This is a genomic window from Acidovorax sp. NB1, from assembly GCF_005405905.1.
GTDB lineage: Bacteria > Pseudomonadota > Gammaproteobacteria > Burkholderiales > Burkholderiaceae_C > Acidovorax.
The window spans coordinates 49,546-71,958 of the sequence record NZ_BJHU01000006.1 but is presented as its reverse complement, the minus strand read 5'-3'; the positions used below and the strand labels follow the sequence as shown (position 1 = coordinate 71,958).

The 22,413-nt window shown below is 66.6% G+C and carries 20 protein-coding genes; 9 read left to right on the top strand and 11 right to left on the bottom strand.

Features of this window, described 5'->3' with window-relative positions:
- Window positions 1-36 precede the first annotated feature (36 nt).
- Both AvAM_RS03175 and AvAM_RS03170 read left to right on the top strand, forming a co-directional pair.
- Window positions 37-4,668, top strand: a complete 4,632-nt coding sequence (locus AvAM_RS03175; protein ID WP_249367905.1) for a choice-of-anchor U domain-containing protein — start codon at window positions 37-39, stop codon at window positions 4,666-4,668.
- Window positions 4,669-4,918: 250 nt separating this feature from the next.
- Complete coding sequence (locus tag AvAM_RS03170; RefSeq protein ID WP_137745719.1) at window positions 4,919-5,509, top strand: NAD(P)H-dependent oxidoreductase; 591 nt, start codon at window positions 4,919-4,921, stop codon at window positions 5,507-5,509.
- Between the two features lie 28 nt (window positions 5,510-5,537).
- On the opposite strand, the gene AvAM_RS03165 is transcribed toward AvAM_RS03170, so the two are convergent.
- The gene (locus AvAM_RS03165; protein WP_137745718.1) at window positions 5,538-6,488 is read right to left on the bottom strand and encodes a nitronate monooxygenase family protein; all 951 of its coding nucleotides are present in this window, start codon (window positions 6,486-6,488) and stop codon (window positions 5,538-5,540) included.
- A gap of 71 nt (window positions 6,489-6,559) precedes the next feature.
- Window positions 6,560-7,351, bottom strand: a complete 792-nt coding sequence (locus AvAM_RS03160; RefSeq protein WP_137745717.1) for a pseudouridine synthase — start codon at window positions 7,349-7,351, stop codon at window positions 6,560-6,562.
- A gap of 132 nt (window positions 7,352-7,483) precedes the next feature.
- On the opposite strand from AvAM_RS03160, the gene AvAM_RS03155 reads away from it, so the two are divergent.
- Window positions 7,484-7,819 carry an ankyrin repeat domain-containing protein gene (locus AvAM_RS03155; protein WP_137745716.1) on the top strand — a complete coding sequence of 112 codons (336 nt, stop codon included), beginning with the start codon at window positions 7,484-7,486 and terminating at the stop codon, window positions 7,817-7,819.
- A 110-nt stretch (window positions 7,820-7,929) separates the two neighbouring features.
- On the opposite strand, the gene AvAM_RS03150 is transcribed toward AvAM_RS03155, so the two are convergent.
- Entirely contained in the window at window positions 7,930-8,394 is a 465-nt protein-coding gene (locus AvAM_RS03150; protein WP_137745715.1) for a TerB family tellurite resistance protein, read from the bottom strand.
- A 142-nt stretch (window positions 8,395-8,536) separates the two neighbouring features.
- Here AvAM_RS03150 and AvAM_RS03145 point away from each other — a divergent pair, with 142 nt between their 5' ends.
- A complete protein-coding gene (locus AvAM_RS03145) occupies window positions 8,537-9,454 on the top strand; it encodes a DHH family phosphoesterase (RefSeq protein ID WP_137745714.1) in 918 nt (305 codons plus the stop codon).
- Between the two features lie 87 nt (window positions 9,455-9,541).
- Here AvAM_RS03145 and AvAM_RS03140 read toward each other — a convergent pair whose 3' ends face one another.
- The 3 genes from AvAM_RS03140 to AvAM_RS03130 all read right to left on the bottom strand — a co-directional run bounded on the left by AvAM_RS03140 (window position 9,542) and on the right by AvAM_RS03130 (window position 13,809).
- Window positions 9,542-10,759: a DUF1501 domain-containing protein gene (locus AvAM_RS03140; protein ID WP_137745713.1), complete on the bottom strand. Its 1,218-nt coding sequence runs from the start codon at window positions 10,757-10,759 to the stop codon at window positions 9,542-9,544.
- A 10-nt stretch (window positions 10,760-10,769) separates the two neighbouring features.
- On the bottom strand, window positions 10,770-12,389 hold the full coding sequence (locus AvAM_RS03135; RefSeq protein ID WP_137745712.1) for a DUF1800 domain-containing protein: 1,620 nt from the start codon (window positions 12,387-12,389) through the stop codon (window positions 10,770-10,772).
- A gap of 148 nt (window positions 12,390-12,537) precedes the next feature.
- Entirely contained in the window at window positions 12,538-13,809 is a 1,272-nt protein-coding gene (locus tag AvAM_RS03130) for an MFS transporter (protein WP_137745711.1), read from the bottom strand.
- Window positions 13,810-14,086: 277 nt separating this feature from the next.
- On the opposite strand from AvAM_RS03130, the gene AvAM_RS03125 reads away from it, so the two are divergent.
- Window positions 14,087-15,793 carry a flagellinolysin gene (locus tag AvAM_RS03125; RefSeq protein WP_137745710.1) on the top strand — a complete coding sequence of 569 codons (1,707 nt, stop codon included), beginning with the start codon at window positions 14,087-14,089 and terminating at the stop codon, window positions 15,791-15,793.
- Window positions 15,794-15,814: 21 nt separating this feature from the next.
- On the opposite strand, the gene AvAM_RS03120 is transcribed toward AvAM_RS03125, so the two are convergent.
- A complete protein-coding gene (locus AvAM_RS03120; RefSeq protein WP_137745709.1) occupies window positions 15,815-16,252 on the bottom strand; it encodes a thermonuclease family protein in 438 nt (145 codons plus the stop codon).
- 530 nt (window positions 16,253-16,782) lie between these two features.
- On the opposite strand from AvAM_RS03120, the gene AvAM_RS03115 reads away from it, so the two are divergent.
- Window positions 16,783-17,316, top strand: a complete 534-nt coding sequence (locus tag AvAM_RS03115; RefSeq protein WP_137745738.1) for a DUF2242 domain-containing protein — start codon at window positions 16,783-16,785, stop codon at window positions 17,314-17,316.
- A 160-nt stretch (window positions 17,317-17,476) separates the two neighbouring features.
- Here the strand turns inward: AvAM_RS03115 and AvAM_RS03110 are convergent, their stop codons facing one another.
- Window positions 17,477-18,034, bottom strand: a complete 558-nt coding sequence (locus tag AvAM_RS03110) for an alpha/beta hydrolase (protein WP_137745708.1) — start codon at window positions 18,032-18,034, stop codon at window positions 17,477-17,479.
- A gap of 130 nt (window positions 18,035-18,164) precedes the next feature.
- On the opposite strand from AvAM_RS03110, the gene AvAM_RS03105 reads away from it, so the two are divergent.
- Window positions 18,165-18,602 carry an Lrp/AsnC family transcriptional regulator gene (locus tag AvAM_RS03105; RefSeq protein ID WP_137745707.1) on the top strand — a complete coding sequence of 146 codons (438 nt, stop codon included), beginning with the start codon at window positions 18,165-18,167 and terminating at the stop codon, window positions 18,600-18,602.
- Between the two features lie 96 nt (window positions 18,603-18,698).
- On the opposite strand, the gene AvAM_RS03100 is transcribed toward AvAM_RS03105, so the two are convergent.
- Together AvAM_RS03100 and AvAM_RS03095 are read right to left on the bottom strand one after the other, a co-directional pair.
- A complete protein-coding gene (locus tag AvAM_RS03100) occupies window positions 18,699-19,244 on the bottom strand; it encodes a dihydrofolate reductase family protein (protein ID WP_137745706.1) in 546 nt (181 codons plus the stop codon).
- Window positions 19,245-19,357: 113 nt separating this feature from the next.
- Window positions 19,358-20,248, bottom strand: a complete 891-nt coding sequence (locus tag AvAM_RS03095) for a LysR family transcriptional regulator (protein ID WP_137745705.1) — start codon at window positions 20,246-20,248, stop codon at window positions 19,358-19,360.
- 117 nt (window positions 20,249-20,365) lie between these two features.
- Here AvAM_RS03095 and gstA point away from each other — a divergent pair, with 117 nt between their 5' ends.
- Both gstA and AvAM_RS03085 read left to right on the top strand, forming a co-directional pair.
- Window positions 20,366-20,974: a glutathione transferase GstA gene (gene gstA / locus AvAM_RS03090; RefSeq protein WP_137745704.1), complete on the top strand. Its 609-nt coding sequence runs from the start codon at window positions 20,366-20,368 to the stop codon at window positions 20,972-20,974.
- Entirely contained in the window at window positions 20,971-21,675 is a 705-nt protein-coding gene (locus AvAM_RS03085; protein ID WP_137745703.1) for a glutathione S-transferase family protein, read from the top strand. The genes gstA and AvAM_RS03085 overlap by 4 nt, the downstream gene beginning before the upstream one ends.
- On the opposite strand, the gene AvAM_RS03080 is transcribed toward AvAM_RS03085, so the two are convergent.
- A complete protein-coding gene (locus AvAM_RS03080) occupies window positions 21,597-22,235 on the bottom strand; it encodes a pseudouridine synthase (RefSeq protein ID WP_171012123.1) in 639 nt (212 codons plus the stop codon). The two genes, AvAM_RS03085 and AvAM_RS03080, sit on opposite strands and share 79 nt — an antisense overlap.
- Window positions 22,236-22,413: the final 178 nt, after the last annotated feature.

Below are 22,413 nucleotides of genomic sequence, written 5' to 3'. Positions count from 1 at the left end.
ATTTGTTCCCCAACCGGTTTCCTCCATCTGCCTGTAGTGACCTCCATCATGCGTTGTTCCGTTCTGGCCCTGGTGCTCATCGCCAGCGCCATGCCTACCTGGTCGCAGACCAAACCTGTTGTGCAGCGCGAGTTTGCAGGGCGCGAAAATCGTTTTGTGGCCATGCCAGCCAGCGATGCTGCGCGGTTTCGTGCGGTGGCTGGGGGACGGCAGATCGCCTTTGATTCAACAGGCGTTGTGTTGCAATCCCGGCGCGCGCAGGCTGCGGCATCCAGGGCAAAGTTCTTGGGCATGAAGGTCGCAAACGATGGCGCCTTGCGCTATACCTTTGAGGGCACTGCGGGAGCCGCTCCCCAAGGCACACAGGCATCGCCCACCGTCTACCACTGGCTGGTGGGAGAACGGTCGCAGTGGCAGACGGGCCTCAAGAGCTATGGCTCAGTGGTCTACCGCGGCGTATGGCCTGGCGTAGATGCCGTTTTTGCGGGGGATGCCGGAGGCTTCAAGTATCAGTTCGAGCTGACACCTGGTGCCGATCCGTTGCGTGTGGTTTGGCGCGTGGATGGAGCAGACGCGGTTCGCCTCCGGCCCGACGGGTCTCTGCTATGGCGCGTGGGCGATGACCTTCTGGTAGATGCCGCACCAGTGGTGTTTCAGCCCGACGGAGGCCGCCGCATCCCTGTTGCTGCAAAGTACAGGGTGGAACAGGTCGGCGAGCGAAGCTGGCGCATCGGGTTTGGATTGGCGGCCCACGACGCGGCCAAGCCTTTGGTGATCGACCCTGCATGGACGGGGTACTCGGGCTTGGTGGGGGGGAACGCCGATGATCAGGTGTTCTCTGTCGTCCGTGATGATGATGGCAATACCTTTGCTTGTGGCGCCACGCAGTCCATGAATCTGCCGACCACGGGCGGTACCGGCGTGCGGGGGGGCGATGACGCCTTCGTCGTCAAATTCAGCCCTAAGGGCGTAGCGGAGTTCGTGACCTACCTAGGGGGGAGCGCCAACGACGCCTGCCATGGACTGGCCGTTGATGCTGGAGGCAGCATCTATCTCGCCGGCGCCACGCATTCCACGAATTTCCCCACAGCGGGTACGGATGCCAGTAATCGCCTGCGTCGCACCAAGGTACAGGACGACCGCGATGCGTTTGTGATGAGGCTCAATAGCAATGGCTCGACGCTTTCGTACTCTGGCTTCATCGGTGGTGCTGAGGACGACCAGGCCAACGCGATTGCGGTGGATGCGCTGGGCCGAGCCTACGTCACCGGCTTTTCCGTCTGTACCACCACGGCGGCGGCGGGCTGCACTACGGCAGCCCCTGCGTTCCCGGCGATTGGGGGTCCCAGCCTGAGCCACGGTGGCGACCAGGTTGGCTCCGGCGGTATGGACGCATTCGTTGCGCGGGTAGCGGCAGATGGCAGCGGACTGGAGTACGCGGGCTTTATTGGCGGCAATGGCGGTGATGAAATGGGTAACGCACTGGCGCTGTTGTCCGATGGCCGACTGGCCGTGGCGGGTGCCACGGACTCCACGGCAGGTCTGCCCAGCCTGACAGGATCTCGTACTACGTTTGCGGTGCGTTCGGTCGATGCGGTGGATGCTTTTGTAGCGTTTGTCGCACCCAACGGAGCCAGTGCGCAGACGATGATCTTGACGGGCTCGCTGCCGCAAAACGGCGAAATTGGCATGGACCGTGCGCTTGCGATCGTGGCTGCGGCTGATGGCGGGCTGTTGGTGGGCGGCGAGACCAACGCGCCTAACTTTCCGGCCAATGACAGCAATACCCGGTTTATTGCAGGGGGTGTGCAGAACAACCCGAGCGGCAACATGGACGGTTTCGTGGTCCGACTCCATCCCTCTGCCCCATTTGCGACGTACCTGGGCGGGTCGGGCTACGACCATGTCTCGGCGTTGGCGGACGACGGGTCGGCGCTCTACGCCACCGGGGTTACCAGTGTGGGCACGGGTTTTCCAGTGGTGGCGCAGAGTGGCATTGCTACCGTGCGCCCCGGTCAGCAAGATGGCTTCCTCAGCAAGATTGAATACTCCTCGCCTTCGACGCCGGTGTATTCGGGTTTTCTGGGGACGAGTGGGGCAGATGCCATGCATGCGCTCGCTGCCACGATGGTCGATGCCGACGCAATCCTCTCAGTTGGCGGCGTCACCACATCTGGCGCAGCGGGTTTGACCAACCCCACCACAGGGGCTTCGGCCAGCGTGGCTGCAGCCAATGGGCTGGTGCTGCGCATCGACCCCTTCGGCCCGCCGCATCGGATGGACGTGATGGCGGGCTCCCCCCAGTCCACCCCTATCGGACAGGCTTTTGCCGCGCCTCTGCAGGTGCAGGTGTTTGACGTTGATTCGCGAACGCTGCCGAACGTAGTGGTGAGTTTCAGTGCTCCGGGCTCTGGCGCCTCGGCCGTACTGGATTCTGGAGGAACTGCCACTACCAACTCCAGCGGGATCGCCACCCTGAACGCTACGGCAAACATGTTGGCTGGCACGTACAACATTACCGCCATGGTCGGTGCCGCGCAGGCCACCTTGGCGCTGACAAACGCCAAGGGTGCGCAGGCAGCGCTCTCGGTGTCAGCCAGCCCTGCCGGGCTGGTCTACAACGGCACCTCCACACTGTCCGTGTCGGGTGGAACGGGCACCGGGGTCGTGAGCTATGCCGTGACTGCCGGGGCTTCCAATTGTGCGACTACTGGTTCTACGGTGACAGGCACTGGCGTTGGCAGCTGCACCGTGACGGCCACAAAAGCATCTGACGACAACTACCTGCAGGCTACCGCAACGGTCGATTTCACCGTGAGCAAGGCCGACCAGGCGCCGCTGACTGTGTCGGCTTCGCCGACCACCATCGCGTTGCACGGTACGTCCACTCTGGGCGCCGCAGGTGGATCTGGTTCGGGAGCGGTCAGCTTTGCGGTGACGGCGGGCGCGAACATTTGCTCCGTCTCCGGCAACGTGCTCACGGCGACGGACGTGGGCTCGTGTACCGTGACTGCCACCCGCGCCTCTGATGCGCTCTACAACGAAGTCTCTGGACAGGTGGTGGTTGTGGTCACGAGGGCCTTGCAACCTGGCTGGACAGCCAGCGCTACCCCATCCGCCACCATTTCCGTCAACGGGACGACCACGGTGGTGACCTCAGGTGGCGCGGGCACTGGCGCAGTCAGTCTGGCTGTTACGGCGGGTGCTGTCTCGTGCTCGCTGGCGGGCAACGTGGTCACAGGGGTGAAGCCTGGCACCTGCACCGTGACCGCTACCAACGCGGGCGATGCGCAGTATGAGCCGGTCTCCACCACGGTGGATATCCAGGTGGATCAGGCCGCACAGGCACCCCTGTTCGCCACGGCCAGCCCCTCGTCGATTCCTTACCTGGGTACTTCTTCGCTGAGTGTCAGCGGCGGATCGGGCACCGGTGCGGTGAGCTTTGCAGTGACGGCGGGTGCTGGGCAGTGCCAGCTGGCTGGCAATGTCCTGACCGGTATTGGCATCGGCAGCTGCACCGTCACTGCGACCAAGGCAGCTGATACCAACTACGGCTCCGCAACTGCCACCGTTGCCGTCATGGTGAACCGGGCGGTACAGCCCGCCCTGGTGGTGGTGGCCACGCCGTCGTCGGTTGCGCTCAACGGTACAGCCACCCTTTCCACCAGTGGAGGTGCGGGCACTGGCGCGATAACCTACGTGGTTACATCTGGCGCGGGAGTCTGCTCGGTGGTAGGAACGACGTTGACCGGAACGGCGGTGGGCGTGTGTGAAGTCACGGCCACCAAAGCGGCAGACCCAACCTATGAGGTGGCTACCAGCACCGCGTCTGTTTCTGTGGGCAAGGCTTTACAGACCATCAGCTTCGCGCCGTTGTCAGGCAAGGTGTTGGGCAATCCAGACTTCACGCTATCAGCGATGGCCAGCTCTGGGCTGCCGGTGAGCTTTCGTACGGACACACTGCTGGTGTGCGCTGTGAATGGCACCATGGTTCGCTTGGTGGGTATGGGGACATGCCGCGTGATCGCTGCGCAGGCAGGTGATGCCAGCTACAACGCCGCGGCTGAAGTGGTTCAGGCTTTCGTGGTGGCTCCTCCGGCGACAGCTGGCGCGGGTGTTACGGGAGCGACCCCTGCAGGCCCTGCGGCTGCCGATATTTCAACGCCAGCCTGGGTGTTTGCCGAGGCTGGTACAGGTAAATACCAAAACGCTGGATTCATGCCGTTGACTGGTCATCCCAAGTCACCTGCGGTACCTCCTCCTGCCGGGATGTCTTTCCCTATGGGCTTGTTTGATCTGGTGGCCGTGAGCGGCGTGCCGGGCTCGTCCTTCACCGTCAAACTGACTTACCCCACGCCACTGCCTCCTGGCACGCAGTACTGGAAGTTCGGCCCTACGCTCTCTAACGCTACACCCCACTGGTATGCCTACCCGGGGGCGGTTATCTCGGGCAACACTATCACGCTGACGGTAGTGGACGGACAGCAGGGTGATGACGATTTGCAGGCCAATGCCATCATCCTCGACCCCGGAGGCCCTGCATTGCTGGCTGCGACTGCGGGCGCGGCAACTGCCATTCCTTCCCTTTCGGAGTGGGGACGCATTGTGCTGGTGCTACTTATGGCATCTCTCTTCTGGTGGGTGTTGCGCCAAAGACTGCCCCGCTGATTGCGCGAAGGGCATTGGGGGAGTGGTCGCCCCCCGGGCAGTTGCGCTCCATCGGCGTCGGACCAAATTGATCTTTGGAGATTGCTGGTAGAGCGCTGGCTGCTACCAAACTGGCGATATGTACGCTCCGTATGCCGTTGTGGGGCATTGGGCTTCGTGCTACGGAGCATCGGTCTAGCCGAACTGTGCAACGTGGCGTAGAGTCACAAGGCGTTAGGTCTTGGGGGGCGTTGGCCCCCGAGGAGGTGGGGTGGACCCAAAACGTATTGTGCTTATCCAGGGCCACCCCGACGCCCAGGCACCCCACCTGTGCCACGCTCTGGCTCAGGCATATGCCGACGGCGCCACCGCCGCAGGGCATGAGGTGCGGCAGATCGATGTCGCCACCATCGACTTTGCGCTGCTGCGCAGCCAGCACGAATGGGAGCTGGGCCTGCTGCCCGCCTCGCTCAAGCCCGCGCAGGCCGACATCGGCTGGGCGCAGCACATCGTGCTGTTTTTCCCGCTGTGGCTGGGTGACATGCCTGCCTTGCTCAAGGGATTTCTGGAGCAGGTGGCGAGGCCCGGGTTCGCCTTCAGCACCGAAGGCGGCAACACCTTTGGCCGCAAGGGCCTCACTGGTCGCAGCGCGCGGGTGGTGGTCACCATGGGCATGCCGGCGCTAGTGTACCGCTGGTACTTCCGCGCGCACAGCGTGAAGTCGCTGGAGCGCAATATCCTGGGTTTTGTGGGCATCGCCCCGGTGCACGAAACCCTGGTGGGCCATGTGGAGCAGTTGGGCGATGCGGGGGTGGCCCGGTGGAAGGCACGCATGCGCGCGCTAGGGGCCAAGGCGGCCTAGGCCCCGCGCGCACCGACAGCGGCCGTGGTCAGCCAAACGCCCGCGCTGCGGCCAGCGCGCCCATGCGCTGGCTGATCGCAAAGAACTCCGCCACCGTCTCTTCAATGATCTGCTGCGCCGTCTTGATGGAGTCGATGAGCCCGGCCGTTTGCCCTGCGAGTGCAGGGGCCGCCTCCATATCGCCGTCAAAGTACACGCGCTGTATGCCCGCAAAGCTGTCGGCGGGCATCAGGCCCGCTTCATGGATGGCCTGCGTGCGCTGCGACTTGAGCGCGCGGATGCAGGGGCTGGCCTTGGTGTTGAGCATCCAGGTGCCGGTCACGCCCGCATCGATGATGGCGTTCTTGTAGTTGGCGTGCACGGGGCTTTCGGCGCAGCTCACAAACCGTGTGCCCATCTGCACGGCCTCGGCCCCCAGCGCAAAGGCTGCCGCCATGCCGCGCCCGTCGCAGATTCCACCGGCAGCCACCAGCGGCACGTCCACCCGCGCGCGGATGGCCTGCAGCAGCACCAGGGTGGAGACCTCTTCGGGGTTCTTGAAGCCACCGCCTTCACCGCCTTCGACCACCAGGCCGTCAATGCCTGCGTCCACGCATTTCAGCGCTGCGTCCACCGTGGGCACCGCGTGGTACACGGTGATGCCCGCGTCCTTGAGCGGCGCAATGAACTTGGCCGGGCTGCCCGCCGAGGTGGTCACAAACTTCACGCCCGATGCGCACACAAAGCGCAGCATGGCGTCGTCCTTCAAAAAGCGGATGGGCAGGTTCACGCCAAACGGCAGGCCCAGCGCGCTCATCTTGGTGATCTCGGCCTGGCAGTTGGCGGTTTCGCCAGACGAGGTTTCGATGATGCCCAGCCCACCCGCGCGCGACACCGCCGAGGCCAGCTGCGTGCGCGCAATCCAGCCCATGGGCGCCTGGATGATGGGGTAGCGCGCACCGGTGTGGGCAAGGACGCGGTTGGTGGTGGGTGTGGTCATGGGCAAGGTCTCCTGGTATTTTTTGGAGCGCCCATTATTTCGACGGGTGTGCCGTCGCCGTGTCGCCCGCGTTACGGGGCCGGGGCGGGTGTCTCTTGCCAGGGCAGCTGCGCAAACAGCCGCTGCCAGTCGGCGCAGGGCGGTGCCGTGGACTCGTCGGTGGGGAGGTGCCCACAGCCCCAGTCTGCAGGCCCCGGCCACCGCAGCCCGCTGTCGAATGTCATTGCCGCCCCGTTCACCGGGTGGGGCACCGTGAGCTGCCAGGCATGCAGCCACAGCCGCTGCTGGCCCAGCCGCTCGGCCCACCAGCGGTTGAGCGGGCCTTTGCCGTGCGTGGCATCGCCAATGATGGGGTGCGCCAGGTGCTTGAGGTGGCGGCGGATCTGGTGGCGCCGCCCGGTGGTGGGAAGGGCCTCGACCAGCGAGGCGCGCGTGGTGGCAAAACGCGCATCGCTGGCCTCGGGCAGCGTGAGCTGCGCCAGTCGCCGAAAGCGCGTGTGGGCATCCTGCACCGCCGCATCTGCGGGCGCGTCATCGGGTTTGAGTGCGTGGTCCACCTCGATGGCCTCAGGTGCCCAGCCGCGCACCATCGCCAGGTAGCGCTTGTGCGTAGCGCCCTGCTCAAACGCCTGCGACAGCGCGCGTGCAGCATCGCTGTGCAGCGCCATCACCAGCACGCCGCAGGTGCCCTTGTCCAGCCGGTGCACGGGATAGACATGCTGGCCCAGCTGGTCGCGCAGGGTCTGCATCACAAACCGCGTCTCGCCCGCGTCCAGCCCCGTGCGGTGCACCAGCCAGCCTGCGGGCTTGTACACGGCCACCAGGTGCTCGTCGCTCCAGAGGATGTGCAGGGGAGGGGGCATGGGAGCGTGGGGTACAGGTTTATAGGTGGCGCCAGACCCCTTCTTTGGTGGGGTAGGGAAGGCGCGCATTGTGCAGCACACAGGCCTGCCTACACTGCTACGTTTTCTGCAACGCGCTCAAGGAACAGGCCAATGTCCGCTGGAGACTGGAAAGACATGTACGCCGCCGCCGTGGCGGGCGACCTGGCACTGGTGCGCCACCACATCAGCGCGGGCGTGAATCCCAACTACCAGCACCCCGAGATCCTGTGCACGCCCTTGGTGGCCAGCCTCATCCACGGCCACGACGCCATTGCGCACTACCTGCTGGCCCATGGCGCCGACCCTGGGTTGCGATCCGACTTTGACGACATGACCCCGCTGGAGGCCGCGCGCCGCTACCGGCGCACCGAGTTCATTGCCTTGCTGCAGGCGCAGGGCGCGAAGGAAGAGCGCAAGCCTTTCTGGTGGCGCTGGCTGCCGGTGTAGAACCAGGCTTAGGCGTCTGTAGAGCCCGCGCGGCGCAGGCCAGCGGCCGCCGTGCAAGGGTCGCCCCGCTGCACGGGCGGCGCCCCCTCAGAGGAAAGGCACGAATCGACTCAGCGGAGGCTTGCGTCCTTCGCCCGCATCTTGGCGCCGATGTACTCCCCATGCGTCACGTGCAGCAGCCCGGCCACCTTGCTGATGGTGTGCATCTCGTTTTCGTCCAGGCGCGCGTCGGCATAGGCCACCTGCCACATGGCTTCGACCAGCTGGATCTTCTGGTCCTGCGTGAAATGCTCGTTCAGGCTGCTGGTGAAGCGCTGGTAGTCGTACGCGGTTTGGGATGTGGTCAGGGCCAGCTCCAGCAGGCGGGCCAGTTCGTCGTCGCTCAGCGCAAATTTGCTGCGCAGGGCGGTCACCACGGTGGTGCGTTCTGCGTCGTCCATGGCGGCATCAAATCGCACCACCTCCACCAGCAGCACGGCGGCGGCCAGCTGCACCGTGTGTGTCCGCTCGGCGGGTGACGGGGACGGCTTGGGCTGCGTGAAGCTGTCGAACAGGTCTTTGAGGGTCTGGAGCATCGGGGGCCTTTTCTGAGGGCTTTCGCTGTGTGGCGCTGGTGGGGTGGAGGTGTGGCCGTGCCGGTTGGTTCCCGCCGGGCGCGTGAGCGGTTGCGCACTTTGCGCTCGCTGCTGTCTATTGAGCCAGCGACAATTGGGGGTCATGACGAAGAAAACCATACTCCCCCTGCAACTGCTGGTTGCCCCCGACAAGAACGACCCCGCGCCGCTGATCCTGTACCACGGGCGCAATTGCCCCGACGGCTTTGGCGCTGCGCTGGCCGCCTGGCTGTACTACGGCGACAGCGCCGAGTACCGGGGCTTGGACCACGGCGATGTGCTCTCGGTGGACGACTTGCCGCCCGTGGCGGGCCGCACCGTTTACATCCTTGACTTCTCGTTCTCGGCCGAGATCCTGCAGGCGATCGACGAGCGTGCCTCCAAGCTGGTGATGCTGGACCACCACAAGAGCGCGGCCGAAAAGCTCACCGGGTTTGCCTGCCGCTGCGGCGTGGTGCACTTTGACATGAGCAAGTCGGGCGCGCGCCTGGCCTGGGAGTTCTTCCACCCGCACACACCCATCCCGGCGCTGCTGCAGTATGTGGAAGACCGCGACATCTGGAAGTGGGAGTTTGAAGAGAGCGCACGCTTCCTGTCGGCGCTCGACATGGAGACGCAGGACTTTGCGCGCTGGAGCGAGATCGCTGCCTTCAGCCCCGAGCAGCTTGCGCAGTTCATGGTGCGCGGCGCGGCCATGGACGAGAAGTACAAAAAGCTCTGTGCCGACATCGCCGAGGGCGCGCAGCCCCTGGTGTTCAACGGCATCGCGGGCCTGATGGTGAATGCGCCGGGCATGTTCCACAGCCTGGTGGGCGACATGCTCTCGGCCAAGACCGGCACCTTTGCGCTGATGTGGAGCGCCGGTGAAAAAGGCGTGAAGGTGGGGCTGCGTGCGCAGCGCAATTTCGACTGCATCGCCCTGGCCGAAAGCATGGGCGGCGGCGGCCATGCCCAGGCCTGCGGTTTCAAGATGAAGGTCGAGCGCCTGCCCGAGCTGCTCTCTGGCACCTTCAACGCCTGAAGCAGGGGCCGGTTTTGAATGAAAATCGGCCTTTGCGCGCGATAGATAAGCGCTAATAGCTATTAAATATGTAGCAATCTACGCAGGCTACACCAGCCGCAGATCCACTCCCTTCGTCCCCGGAAACACCCGCGCCACGGCGGCCGCGTTCAGCCCGTACAGGCGCGCAAACAGCCCGCCCAGCACGGCGCGGTAGTCGTTGAGCACGGGGTAGTCGCGGTTCTGGAACAGCGTGGTGGCCGTCAGTGCCTGCTGCTCGCCCACCACGCGCCCGCCGCCCACGCCACCGCCCAGCACCCAGAACACGGTGCCGTGGCCGTGGTCCGTGCCCCGGTTGCCGTTCTCGCGGAAGGTGCGGCCAAACTCGCTGACCACCACGACCACGGTGTGCTTCCACGCGGGGCCCATCTCGTCGGCAAAGCCTGCCAGGCCTCGGCCCAGCTCTTCAAAGCGGTTGGCCAGCGTGCCGGTGGCAGCGCCCTGGCCCACATGGGTGTCCCAGCCGCCCACGTCCACAAATCCGATTTGGTAGCGCGCCTGCATCAGCTTTGCCATGCGCCGCGCCGTGCCTTCAAAGCCCTTGGTGCTGAGCGCGTTGCGGCTGGCGGCCTCCATTTCGCCCTGCATGGTGCGGGCCACTTCTTCGCGCGTGGCAAAACCTTCGGCCACGGGCGTGGCCAGTGGCGTGCCCCGGTACATGGATTCGATGAGCTGTGCCTGCCGCGCATCCACACCACTGCGGCCCGCCGCCGCACTCAGCAGCGTGTTGGGCACGTCCACCGCGCCGCGCAGCACCAGTGGCAGGGTGCTGGTGAAGGCCATGGGCTGCAGCGCTGCCGTGGCCGGGGGGTTGCCGGTGCGCGGGTTCAGCTCGGCTACCAGCCGGTTCAAGAAGCCCGAGCGGTAGTCGCGCCGCCCGCCCACGGGCTGGCCCAGTTCCATGCTGTCCTGCGTATCGAAGTGGCTGCGCGAGAGGTCGTCGGTGCCCGCAAACGGCACAAAGGCCAGCTGGCGCTGCTGGTACAGCGGCAGCATCGAATCGGCCAGCGCGGGGTGCAGGCCCCAGTCGGGCGTGAGCGGCAGCGCGCCACCGTCCTGCCCGGGGCGGGCAATGGCGATGTTGGGCCGCGTCTCGTAGTAGTAGCTGCTGGCCGTGGGCACGAGCAGGCTGGCGCAGTCATAGCCGCCACGCAGAAAAACGAGTAGAAAACGCGCGTCCAGCGCGCCGAGGGCGGCCATCGCGCTCGCACTGTTAACGCCCAGCGCGCTGGCGCCCAGGGCTTGAAGAAGGTGTCTGCGTTGCATGGTGATTCTTCTAGCCGTGCATGAACTCGGGGGACGCGAGGAACAGCAGGTTCCATTCGCGCGGTGAGGTGGCCTGCGCCAGCGCATTGCGCGTGGCGGCCGACCAGGTGGGCTGCAGGGCGCGCACATAGGCACTCTGCGCCAGCGGCGGGGGCGTGCGCTGCGCTGCGGACTGCTCGGCCATCCTCATCTCCTTCTCGCGCGGGGTGGACAGGGGCGCGGAGGCCACCCCGGCCCCGATGGCGCGGGCGATCTCGAAACGGGTGGACATCTGCCCCGAGCCCGCCCACGCGGCGGCGTCCAGCGGGTAGCCGTCAGGTGTGGCGCGGCCGTACAAGGGCTCGGCCAGCCGCTGCAGCCAGCCCAGTGCGGGCTCGGCGCCGGGCAGCACGGCGTCGCCATGGGCCAGGCGCAGGCCGGCCAGCACGTAGTGCACAGGGTCGCGAAACCGCTGGCCCAGCGACGCGTGAAATTCCGGCGCGCTGAACAGCGCCTCCAGCACGGCGGCGATGTCGCCATCGGTGCGCTCGAACGTGCGGGCCAGCGTTTGCAGCAGCGCAGGCGGCGGCTGGTCGCCCACCAGGAACAGCGCGATCTTGCGCGTGATGAAACGCGCCGTGGCCGGTGCACGGGCCAGGCGGTCGAGCGCCTCGTCCACCTCGGCCAGGCCTTCGGCGCGCAGCGGCTGGCCCAGCAGCGTCTTGGGCTCCCAGTCATGCCGCTGGGGGTTGAACTCGAACAGGCCGTCGCGCACGTAGTGGCGGCGCAGCGCGGGTTTCATGCGCGGGGGCTCGTTGCTGTCTGGCTGCCGTGCAATGCCCACGCCGGTCAGCACGCGCGCCAGCTCCTGCACGTCCTGCTGGCTGTAGCCACCGTCCACACCCAGGGTGTGCAGCTCCATCAGCTCGCGCGCGTAGTTTTCGTTGATGCGGCCCGCTGCGTTGCGGGCGTTGTCCAGGTAGTGCAGCATGGCCGGGTGGCGCACCGTGGCGCCCAGCAGGTCGCGAAAGCGGCCCAGTGCGTGGGGGCGGATGGCGCGCTCTTCATAGTCGCCCACCAGCGCGCGCAAGGGGCCTTTGCCTGCAAACACGTTGAAGTGGTTCATCCAGAACCAGGTCATCTTCTCGCGCAGCTGGGTGGGGGAATACAGCGCGCGCAGCACAAAACGCTCGGCCGCCTCTTGCTGCAGCGCGCGCATGTCCTGCTGCCAGGCCTTGAGTGCGGCCTTGCGGCCCTCTTCGGTGGGTTGGGCCTTGGCGGCCTGTTGCTGCGCCTCCATGCGCGCGGCCAGCTCGGGCAAGGGCGTGCGGGTGATGGCCATGGCGTCGATCTGTGCCTGCGCTGCGCTCGGCAGCGTGGTGGGCGGCGGGCGCAGCTGGGCGGTCAGATAGGCCGCAGCCCCCTGCGGCGGCAGCGCCTGCGTGCCCTGGGCGATGTTGCCCCAGGTCACGCGGTCCAGCAGGCGGGCCAGGGTGGCCTCGTCGGCCTGGGCCCAGGGGGCGGCGCCTGCCGGGGCGGCGGCACGGGCCAGGCCCAGAGGGGCGGTGGCGGCCATGCCCAGCAGGCCTAGGCCTGCGAGCACGGTGCGGCGCTGTAGATGGCTGGAGGGCGGAGCGAAGGGTGCGTTCATGGGCGCGCTTGTGGGGCAGGCAGTGGGCGCATGGTGCGCCGCCCCCACGCGGCGTGCAAGCCTGCCGCGCGGGTTTTACCTGCGCGACACAAATGCCCCAGAGCTTGTTTACACGGGCTGTCGCGCCGCCGCTGAACTGCTCACCTGCTCAGCTGCTGGCCGGCGCAGCTTCCTCGAAGCGGTCCACCGTGCGCAGCGTCTTGAAGGCCCACATCCAGCCCCCCACCACGCCCAGCGTGCACAGGCCGCCCACCACGGCGGCGGGCACCACGCCCAGCCAGGCGGCGCTGGTGCCCGCGCGGAACTCGCCCAGCTCGTTCGACGAGCCGATGAACAGCATGTTGACTGCGTTCACCCGCCCGCGCATGGTGTCGGGCGTGGAGAACTGCACCAGCGCGCCCCGGATGTACACGCTCACCATGTCGGCCGCGCCTGCCACCATCAGCGCCGCAAACGACAGCCAGAACCAGTGCGACAGCGCAAACACCAGGTTGGCCACGCCAAACACCGCCACGGCAATGAACATGGTGCGCCCCACATGGCGGTTGAAGGGCCGCATGCTCAGGTACAGCCCGGCGCCCACTTCGCCCACCGCCATGGCGCTGCGCAGCGCGCCCAGGCCCGCCGGGCCCACATGCAGCACCTCTTGTGCATAGATGGGCAGCAGCGCCACCACGCCGCCCAGCAGCACCGCAAACAGGTCCAGCGAGATGGTGCCCAGGATGATGGGCCGCGAGCGGATGAAGCCGATGCCCGCGCCAAAGCGCTGCCACATCGTGCCCTGCGTGGGGCCGGGCGCGGTGCCGTGCGCCACCGGAACCCGCAGCACCAGCGCCACCCCCAGTGCAAAGCAGGCGCAGCACATGGCATAGGTCAGCTCGCCGCCACCCAGCGCATACAGCAGCCCGCCCAGCAGGGGCCCGCCGATGCTGGCCACGCGCATCAGCATGCTGTTGGCGGCCATGGCCTGGGCCAGATGCCCGCGTGGCACGATCTGCGGCAGCAGGCTTTGCATGGCCGGGCCCGAGAAAGCGCGTGAGCACCCGTAGAGCACCAGCACTGCATAAATGCCCGCCACACCGCTGGCGCCGTGGCCCGACAGCCACCACAGCAACGCGCTGCACACCCCGCCCACCGCCCAGGCCAGCGCCAGGATGCGCTTGCGCGCAAACCGGTCGATCAAATCGCCCGCTGGCAGCAGCAGGCACAACATGGGCAGAAACTGCGCCAGCCCCACATAGGCCAGCGCCAGCGGCTCGCGGGTGAGGTCGTACACCTGCCAGGCCACGACTACGGCCTGCACCTGGGTGGCCACCACAGCCACCACGCGGGCGATCAGAAAAGCAACAAAACCGGAATGGCGGTAGACGTTGGCGGGCTCGGCATCGGGCGCCGCAAGAGGGGATGGGGGAGCGGTCATGGCAACGGGGACGGTTGGCGCGGGGCTGAGAGCGACTTCTTTGAACAGGCTCTTAAGGCGCCGCCGGGCCAAGGGGGAAAAGACCCCACGATGCTAACGGCCATGCCCCTGGCGTGCTGGTGGCTGGGGGAAAGACCCGCAGAAATCGCTATTCAGGTTTTGCCGGAGCCCGTCGATAAGGAGAAAGAGAAGCGGGCTTCCGGGTCCCCGGCGCTGTGGCGTGGGGGCGGGAGCTGTGTATTTACCCACCACTCACCAGGGGTTCACGGGGCAGGCCATGGGGTTGACGATCAACACCAACGTAATGTCGCTCAATGCGCAGCGCCGGCTTGGCAATGCGCAGAACGACATGGCCACGACCGTGCAGCGCCTGTCCTCGGGCCTGCGCATCAACAGCGCGAAGGACGACGCTGCGGGCCTGGCGATCTCCGAGCGGTTCACCTCCCAGATCCGGGGGCTCAACCAGGCGGCGCGCAATGCCAATGACGGCCTCTCGCTCATGCAGACGGCCGAGGGTGCGCTGCAAAGCGTCACTGCCAGCCTGCAGCGCATCCGCGAGCTTGCCGTGCAGGCTGCCAACGACACCAACAGCGCGTCCGACCGCCAGGCCATCCAGGCCGAGGTCACGCGGCTGGCTCAAGAGATCGACCGCACCGGGCGCACCACGCAGTTCAACGGCATGGAGGTGTTCGACCGCTCCGATGCCAGCGTGGTGGGCGACGAAAACCTGCTGGCTGTGTTCGATGGCATGACCAGTGCGGGCAGCTGGCTGGAGAGCAGCGAAAACCTCATCCGCACTTTTTACGGCATCCAGGGCGATGGTGCGTCGCTGGACATCCGCTTCACCGGTTTCACCGATGGCCAATACGGTGTGGGGGCCTATGTCCAGCCCCTCGGCGGCTACGACGGGCAGGGGCGGGGGCTGAATCTGGTGCTGCAGGTGGACATGGCCGACTTTGTGCCGCCCAACATGCCCAATGGGGGCACGGCGCCGTTCTACAGCGATCGCACCGTCGGCCATGAGATGGTGCATGCCGTGATGGCGCGCGCCACCAACTGGAACGACATCTCGAACAACCACCTGTGGTTTGCCGAAGGCGCGGCCGAGTTCATCCACGGCGGTGAAGAGCGGGTGCGCAACGACGTGGCCAACCTGGGCGTGGCCGCCGTGGTGACGGCCATTGGCGGGCCGACCACCACCAGCGAGTTCTATTCGGCCAGCTATTCGGCCGTGCGCTACATGCACGAACGCATCAAGGCGGCGGGTGGCACTGGCATCAAGGATGTGCTTACCTACATGAGCAACAACCCCGGCTCCACGCTGAATGCGGCCATTGGTGCCGCGTCGGCCGGGGCCTTCACCAATGCGGGGGACGCGCTCACGCAGTTCGGGCTCAATGGCGCGGCTTTCATCGGCAGCTTTGACCTGAACAACGCCGACACCGGTGCCATCGGCGGCGCCGATGTGGACGGTGGCATGGTGCGTGACGCCAAGGCCGCCATCCCCAACCAGGGCAGCCGCTCGGGCAAGAATGTGCTGCAGGGCTTTACCGAAACCTTTGAAAACATCGCGTCGTCCAGCGGCGCCATCAGCACCAAGGTCTTCCAGGTGGGCGCCAACGCCAACCAGACCATGGAAACCCGCGTGGGCGCGGTTGGCCTCGGTGCCATGGGGCTGCGCAACACGCTGGACGTGACCACCTCGGCCGCGCAGACCATCGTGTCGGTGGACCGCGCGCTCGACTACGTCAACAGCCAGCGCGCCGTCATCGGTGCCCAGTCGTCGCGGCTGGAGTCGGCCATCACCAACCTGCAGATCGGCAGCGAGAACCTCTCGGCCAGCCGGGGGCGCATCACCGACACCGACTTTGCGGTGGAGACCGCCACCCTGGCGCGCCAGCAGATCCTGCAACAGGCGGGCAACGCCATGGTGGTGCAGGCCAACCAGATGCCCCAGGGCGTGTTGGCCCTGCTGCGCACCTGATCCATCCCTCTCCAGCCCCGTTCAGCGCTGGCTGCGCCGGTGCCTGTAGTCCCACGGCGCCAGCGGCCGCTTTTGCGACCACAGGCCGGCACCGTTGCTGCGCGCCTTTGACTGCAAAGCTGCCAGCTCTGGGCGGGATTCGGCATACGGCGTGTACACCCAGGCCAGGCCCGCGCGCACCTGGGCCGTGGCCACGTCGGCACTGCCGCAGCGCACATGGGCCACCGTGCGGCCGTAGTTGTCTTCATCCACCGGCTGCAGCGTGGCGCGCTGTTTGAAGCACAGCCGTGCCAGGTTCTGCCGCGACTTCTGGCCAAACGCCTGGCGTGACTCGGGCGCATCGATGGCGGCAATGCGCACCTTGACCTGCTGGTAGGCGCCAGGCACGCCGCAGCGGGCGGTGAGGGTGTCGCCGTCGCTGATGGCGACGACCAGGCAGAGCAGGGAAGCAAGGGGCACGGGAGGGGAAGGAGTGGTGCGGGCGCTGCCAGGCCTGTGGCCTGGAAGGTCGCCGTTTTTTACAAGTCTTTTTGGCCGTCTACGCGCAATGGGAGAGCGCTGATAGCTATCAATAGTGTAGCTTCTGCTGGCCTCTCTTCATGCCGAACTGGGGCTCAGGCGCTGCGTTGCTCGGGGCTGCCGGTTTTTTGTGCAGCGCGCTGAAACCACGCACTGGCGCCGTTTCTCGGGGTTGTTCTGCGGGTTATCCACAACTTGCTGCACACGCGGCGGGTATAACTTGCCGGATGATGGTCGGCACGGCGGTAAACCCCGTTCAAACCCTGGCCAAACCTTGGTCATATGGCGGCCGATGGGCTGGCCGCTCCCTAAAATCGATGGAACCGCGCACGGCCTGTGCCGTCAGAGCAGCCTGTTGCGCCGCATGAAGAAAACCAGACATGACACCAAACTCCCCGACGGATTGCCCCTTGCCCCACGCCACTCCGGTGGCCCACTTGCCAGGCCGGGCCCTGCTGCGGGCGCTGGCAATGGCCGTGGCGGGCGGTGCATCGGCCCTGCTGCTGGCGGGCTGTGTGGGCACCACCGCCAAGACCTTCGAGGTGCAGGAAAACTTTGGCTCCGTGGCCACCTACTCGCGCCTGTTCGACGCCACGCCTGTCCAGACCTGCGAGGCATCGCGCCGCGCACTGTTGAGCCAGGGCTATGTGATCTCCACCCAGCAGGCCGAGCTGATCGAAGGCAAAAAAAGCTTTCAGCCCGAGGCCGAATCGCACCTGCAGATGGTGGTGCGTGTGGTGTGTGTGCCCGAGGCCAATGACGGCAAGGTGAGCCTGGGCTTTGTGACCGCGCTGCAGGACACTTACGCCCTGCGCAAGACCAACAACTCGGCCAGCGTGGGCGTGGGCGCCATCGGCTCGGTGTCGCTGCCGTTCTCTTCCAGCAGCGAATCGCTGGTCAAGGTGGGCAGCGAGACTATCTCCAAAGACACCTTCTACGAAAGTTTCTTCGACCTGGTCAAGCGCTACCTCATCATCGACCAGGCCCAGGCCAGTGGGGGCTGAGAGCGGCTAACAAAACTCTTCTGGCGTTGTTGCCGCGTCTTGTCGTACTACGCGTACTGCCTGCGACGCAGCGCCTAGCCAGAACCGCTTCGCTGAGTTTTGTTAGCCGCTCTAAGGCTGAACGTGTGAGGCCTGTCGCCCCGCAGCGGTAGGGCGGGCATCACTCGCCGCGCCAGCGCGTTATCTGTTCCCACCCCTCGGGCCAGTCGCCCAGCCCGCTGTCGGCATTGAGGTGGCCCCGCGCGCCCAGCACCACAGGCTCGGCGTTCCAGGCGCTGGCGCATTGCGCCGAAAAACCGGGGGTGGAATAGGGGTCGGTGGTGCTGCTCATCAGCACCCGTCTTGTCGGGGGCGGCAGGGTGGGCCGTGCTGGCAACGCGGCAGGCAGCGGCGCAAAACCCCGGGCTTCGGCCGGAAAGTTCGGCCCGCTGGGGTCGGGCACCGCCACCAGCAGCAGCGCATGCACGGCCCGGTGGTGGCGCGCGGCCCAGTGCAACGCCACCAGGCAGCCCAGGCTGTGGGCCACCAGAATGGGGGGCTGCGGCAGCGCGGCAATCGCATCATCGAGCGCACGCACCCAGGTGTCGCACACGGGGTGGTCCCAGTCGGCTTGCTCCACCCGCAGCACCCCTGCATGCTGGGTTTGCCACAATGATTGCCAATGTGTGGGGCCCGAGTTGTAGATGCCCGGAATGAGCAAAACTGGTCGCGTCGTCATCCAAATTCCTTGTCGTCAAAGCAGATCCATCACTGCCCGCCCACGATAGGAAACCGCCGCCGCTTCGGCCAGTGGCAGCGATCGGAAATCACCCGCCCAAACCTTGAAGTCATCGTTAAGAAAGCACGCTGTGGAACTGGACAAGAAAGACCGGCAGATCCTCATGGCCCTGCAGCACGACGCGCGCCAGAGCCTGTCGGCGCTAGGCAAGCAGATCGGCCTGTCGCAGCCCGCCATGAGCGAGCGCGTGAAAAAGCTCGAAGACGCGGGTGTGATTGCGGGCTACGCCGCCCGCATCAACCTCGCCGCCGTGGGTCTGAGCCTGCAGGCCGTGGTGCGGGTGCGCACCACGCACGAACACATCCAGCGTTATGTGTTGCTGTTCCAGTCCATGCCCGAGGTGCTGGATGCCGTGCGCGTGACAGGCGAAGACTGTTTTGTGGTGCGCTGCGCCTTCGGCCAGCCCGCCGACCTGGAGCGTGTGGTCGATGCCCTGGCCGCGTTTGGCAGTGTGTCCACTTCGCTGGTGCTGTCGCACCCGGTGAATAAGGCGGTGCCGCTGGGGTAGCCCGGGTGGGGCGATTCTCTTGCAAGAAAAAATGGCCGTTACCGCGCGTCTGTATTGTTCAAGAAGCTACTAAATATGTAGCAATTCATGCACTGGCTACGGGCGTGGCACCGCGTAGCGCAGCTCCGCAAACAGGCCGCCCAGCGTGGTCACCGACGTCAGGCGCAGCGCCGGTTGGGCGATCCGGCGCGGCAACAGCGGCGTGCCTGCGCCCAGCGTGACCGGGGCGATCTGCACGATCAGCTCGTCGAGCAGGCCCGCGTCGTAAAACTGCCCTGCCAGCTCGCCCCCGCCCACGATCCACACATTGCGCCCCGCCGCCGCCTGCACCATGGCCTGGTGCACCGGCCGCACATCGCCGCGCACAAACCGCACATCGGCGCCCGCAATGCCCCGCAGCGTGCGCGAGCTGAATACCCATGTGGGTTGCGCGTAAGGCCACGGCTGTCCCGCGTCGATGGCGTGTTTCAGCATCCATTCATAGGTGTGCGACCCCATGGCCAGCGCGCCCACATCGCGGATGAAGGCGGGGTAGCTGGAGCCTTCGATATCGCCAAACTGCAGCAGCCAGCCCAGGTCGTGGTCGGGTGTGGCGATGAAGCCATCGAGGCTGGCTGCGCCGTAGAACTGGGCGGAGGTCATGGGATGAATGCGGGGGTGGGGGCTGCGCTGTGGGTGCGGACACCATAGTGCGTGGCTGCTGACAACGTGTTGGCAGCACATCCTCACAGCTCTCCTGTACGGTTTGCCCTGTGTCACGGCATCTGCACCGTCTCCGCAAGGTGCCCATACACCGCCGCAATGCGCCGCAGGTGGCGCGACTCGGGGTGCGTCAGCAACCACAGCTCGGTCTCGCAGTCGGCCAGCGACCCGGTGAGCGGGCGCAGGTCGCTGCGGGCCTGAGCCAGAAAGATCGGCAGTACGCCCACGCCCATGCCCAGCGCCACCAGCTCCATCACCGTGAGCAGGCTGTTCACGCGGTAGGTGGGTTGCGCCTTGGGAAAACGCTTCTTGCGCCAGCGCACTGAAGGGTGGTCGGGCAGGGCGTCGTCCGGGGCAATCCAGGCCGCGTGGCCCGCCTCCACGTCGGACAGGGCCAGCGGGCTGGTTGCGGCGGTGTAGAGCGCTGCGCGGACCATGCCCAGCTGCCGGCCCACCAGGTGCTGCGGCGGGCGCTTGGTGGCACGCACGGCGATGTCGGTGTCACGCCGCGTGAGGCTCACCAGCTCGTTGCCCGCGTGCAGCTCGTACGCCAGGGCCGGGTGCTGGGGTTGCAGCTGCTGCAGGGCCGGGGCGATGAGGCCGTGCAGGATGGTGTCGGTGGTGGAGATGCGCACCGTGCCTGTGATCTGCTCGGGCTGGGCCTGCGCGGCGGTGCGCGCGGCTTCCAGTGCGGCCTCAACACGCTCGGCCTGTTCGGCCAGCGCCTTGGTCAGTTCCGAGGCGCGGTAGCCCGCACGCGAGCGCTCGAACAACGGCTGGCCCAGCCCGCGCTCGATGCGCTGGATGGCGCGGAACACGGTGGATGCATCCACCCCCAGCCGCTCGCCCGCCGCCGCCAGTGTGCCGGTGCGCACCATGGCCAGCAGCACTTCTAGCTCGGCAGCGCCCAGACGATATTGCGTTGGTGCAATGGTTGATTTCATGGCTGCGGATTTTGTTTGCGTAGGTGCAAGCATAGATTCTGTTTGCCGCCCGGTGCCAGCCTGTGGTCTCCGGGGGCGACCTTCCACCTTGCACACCCAAGAAAGCACTTTGCCATCATGAAGCTCTACCACGCCCCTGGCGCCTGCTCGCTCGCCGTCCACATTGCCCTGCGTGAGGTGGGCGCCTCTTTCGACCTGGTCAAGGTCGATCTGGCCCGCCACACCACCGAAACCGGCACCAACTACCTCGACATCTCGCCGCGTGGCTATGTGCCCCTGCTGGAGCTGGACGACCACTCGCGCCACACCGAAGCCGCAGCCTTGCTGCAGTACGTGGCCGACCTGGATCCGGCACAGACCCTCATCGGCCAGCCTGGCTCGCGCGAACGCCTGGCGGTGCTGGAGTGGCTCACCTTCGTCAGCACCGAGCTGCACAAGGGCTTCAGCCCCTGGCTGTGGCACAAGGAGACGGCAGACTCCACGCGCCAGGCTGTGCGGGCCAAACTGGCCGTGCGGTTTGCCGAGATGGATGCCGTGCTGTCGCGTAGCGACTTCCTGGCGGGCCGTTACAGCGTGGCCGATGCCTATGGCTTCACCATCGTCAACTGGTCGAACCTGCTGGGCATCCCGCTCACCGCCTACCCGCACCTGCAGGCCTGGATGGCGCGCGTGGCAGCCCGCCCGCAGGTGCAGGTCGCACTGCGCGCCGAGGGGCTGTTGTCGTGACCGGGGCCGCACCCGCGCTCACGCTGGTCTCGCACGCACTGTGCCCCTACGTGCAGCGCGTGGCCATCGTGCTGCACGAAAAGGGCTTGGCGTTCGAGCGCCGCACCATCGACCTGGCGAACAAGCCCGACTGGTTCCTGGCCCTCTCGCCCCTGGGCAAGACACCCGTGCTGCAGGTGCGCGGCCAGAGCCTGTTCGAATCGGCCGTGATCTGCGAATACCTGGACGATGTGGCCATGCCCGCGCTGCACCCGCAAGACCCACTGCAGCGCGCACGCCACCGGGCCTGGATGGAGTTTGGCTCTGCGGTGCTGGGCACCATCGGCGCGTTCTACTCCGCGCCCGACGAGGCCGCCCTGCAGGGCCGCGCGCAGGAGCTGCGCAGCCGTTTTGTGCAGATCGAACACGCGCTGGCGCAACGCAGCGGGCCCGGCCCCTATTTCGCGGGGGCGGACTTTGGCATGGTGGACGCGGTGTTCGGCCCCGTGTTCCGGTACTTCGATGTGATCGATGACCTGCCGGGTGTGGACGACCTGGGCCTGTGGCAGGGCCTGCCGCAGGTGGCGCACTGGCGCACCGCATTGGCCGCCCGCACCTCGGTGCAGCAGGCCGTGGGGCCGGACTACGCCGACGGCTTGCGCGGGTTCTTGCGCGCGCGGGGCTCGGCGCTGTCGCGGCGCATGGGGGCGGTGGCGGCGTAGCTGCCTGCATCGGCGTCGGCCCAGGTGCCGGGCGCCAGGCCGTCGAGCGTGTGCGGCCCGATGGCTGCGCGGATCAGCCGCAGCGTGGGGTGACCCACGGCGGCCGTCATGCGGCGCACCTGGCGGTTGCGGCCCTCGCGGATGATGAGTTCGATCCACGCGGTGGGGATGGCTTTGCGTTCGCGGATGGGCGGGTCGCGGTCCCACACGGCGGGCGCGGGTTCCATCAGCCGCGCGCGGGCGGGCAGGGTGGGGCCGTCGTTCAGCACCACGCCGCTGCGCAGTGCGGCCAGCGCGGCTTCATCCGGGACGCCTTCGACCTGCACCCAGTAGGTTTTCTCCATCTTGAAGCGCGGGTCGGCAATGTGGGCCTGCAGCGGGCCGCTGTTGGTCAGCAGCAGCAGGCCTTCGCTGTCGGCGTCCAGGCGCCCGGCCACGTACACGCCGGGCAGGTCGATGTAGTCCTTCAGCCCCTGCCACTTGCCCTCGGCCGTGAACTGGCTGAGCACGCCATAGGGTTTGTTGAAGCGGATCAGGCGGGGTGGGGCAGGGCGGGTCATGGGAGGCGTGGGGCAGGTAGGGCTGGTCGTGCCGCCAGGGCGGGCACCGGGGCCGTGCGGTGCAGATTGGGTAAATGCAGTGGGTAGTTTAGGTGTAAGAGGGGCTCAAGGTGCTTGCCAAATATTCATATCACGCTATTGAATGGATAGCACTTCGGCATGCGGGGTGTGCTTCATG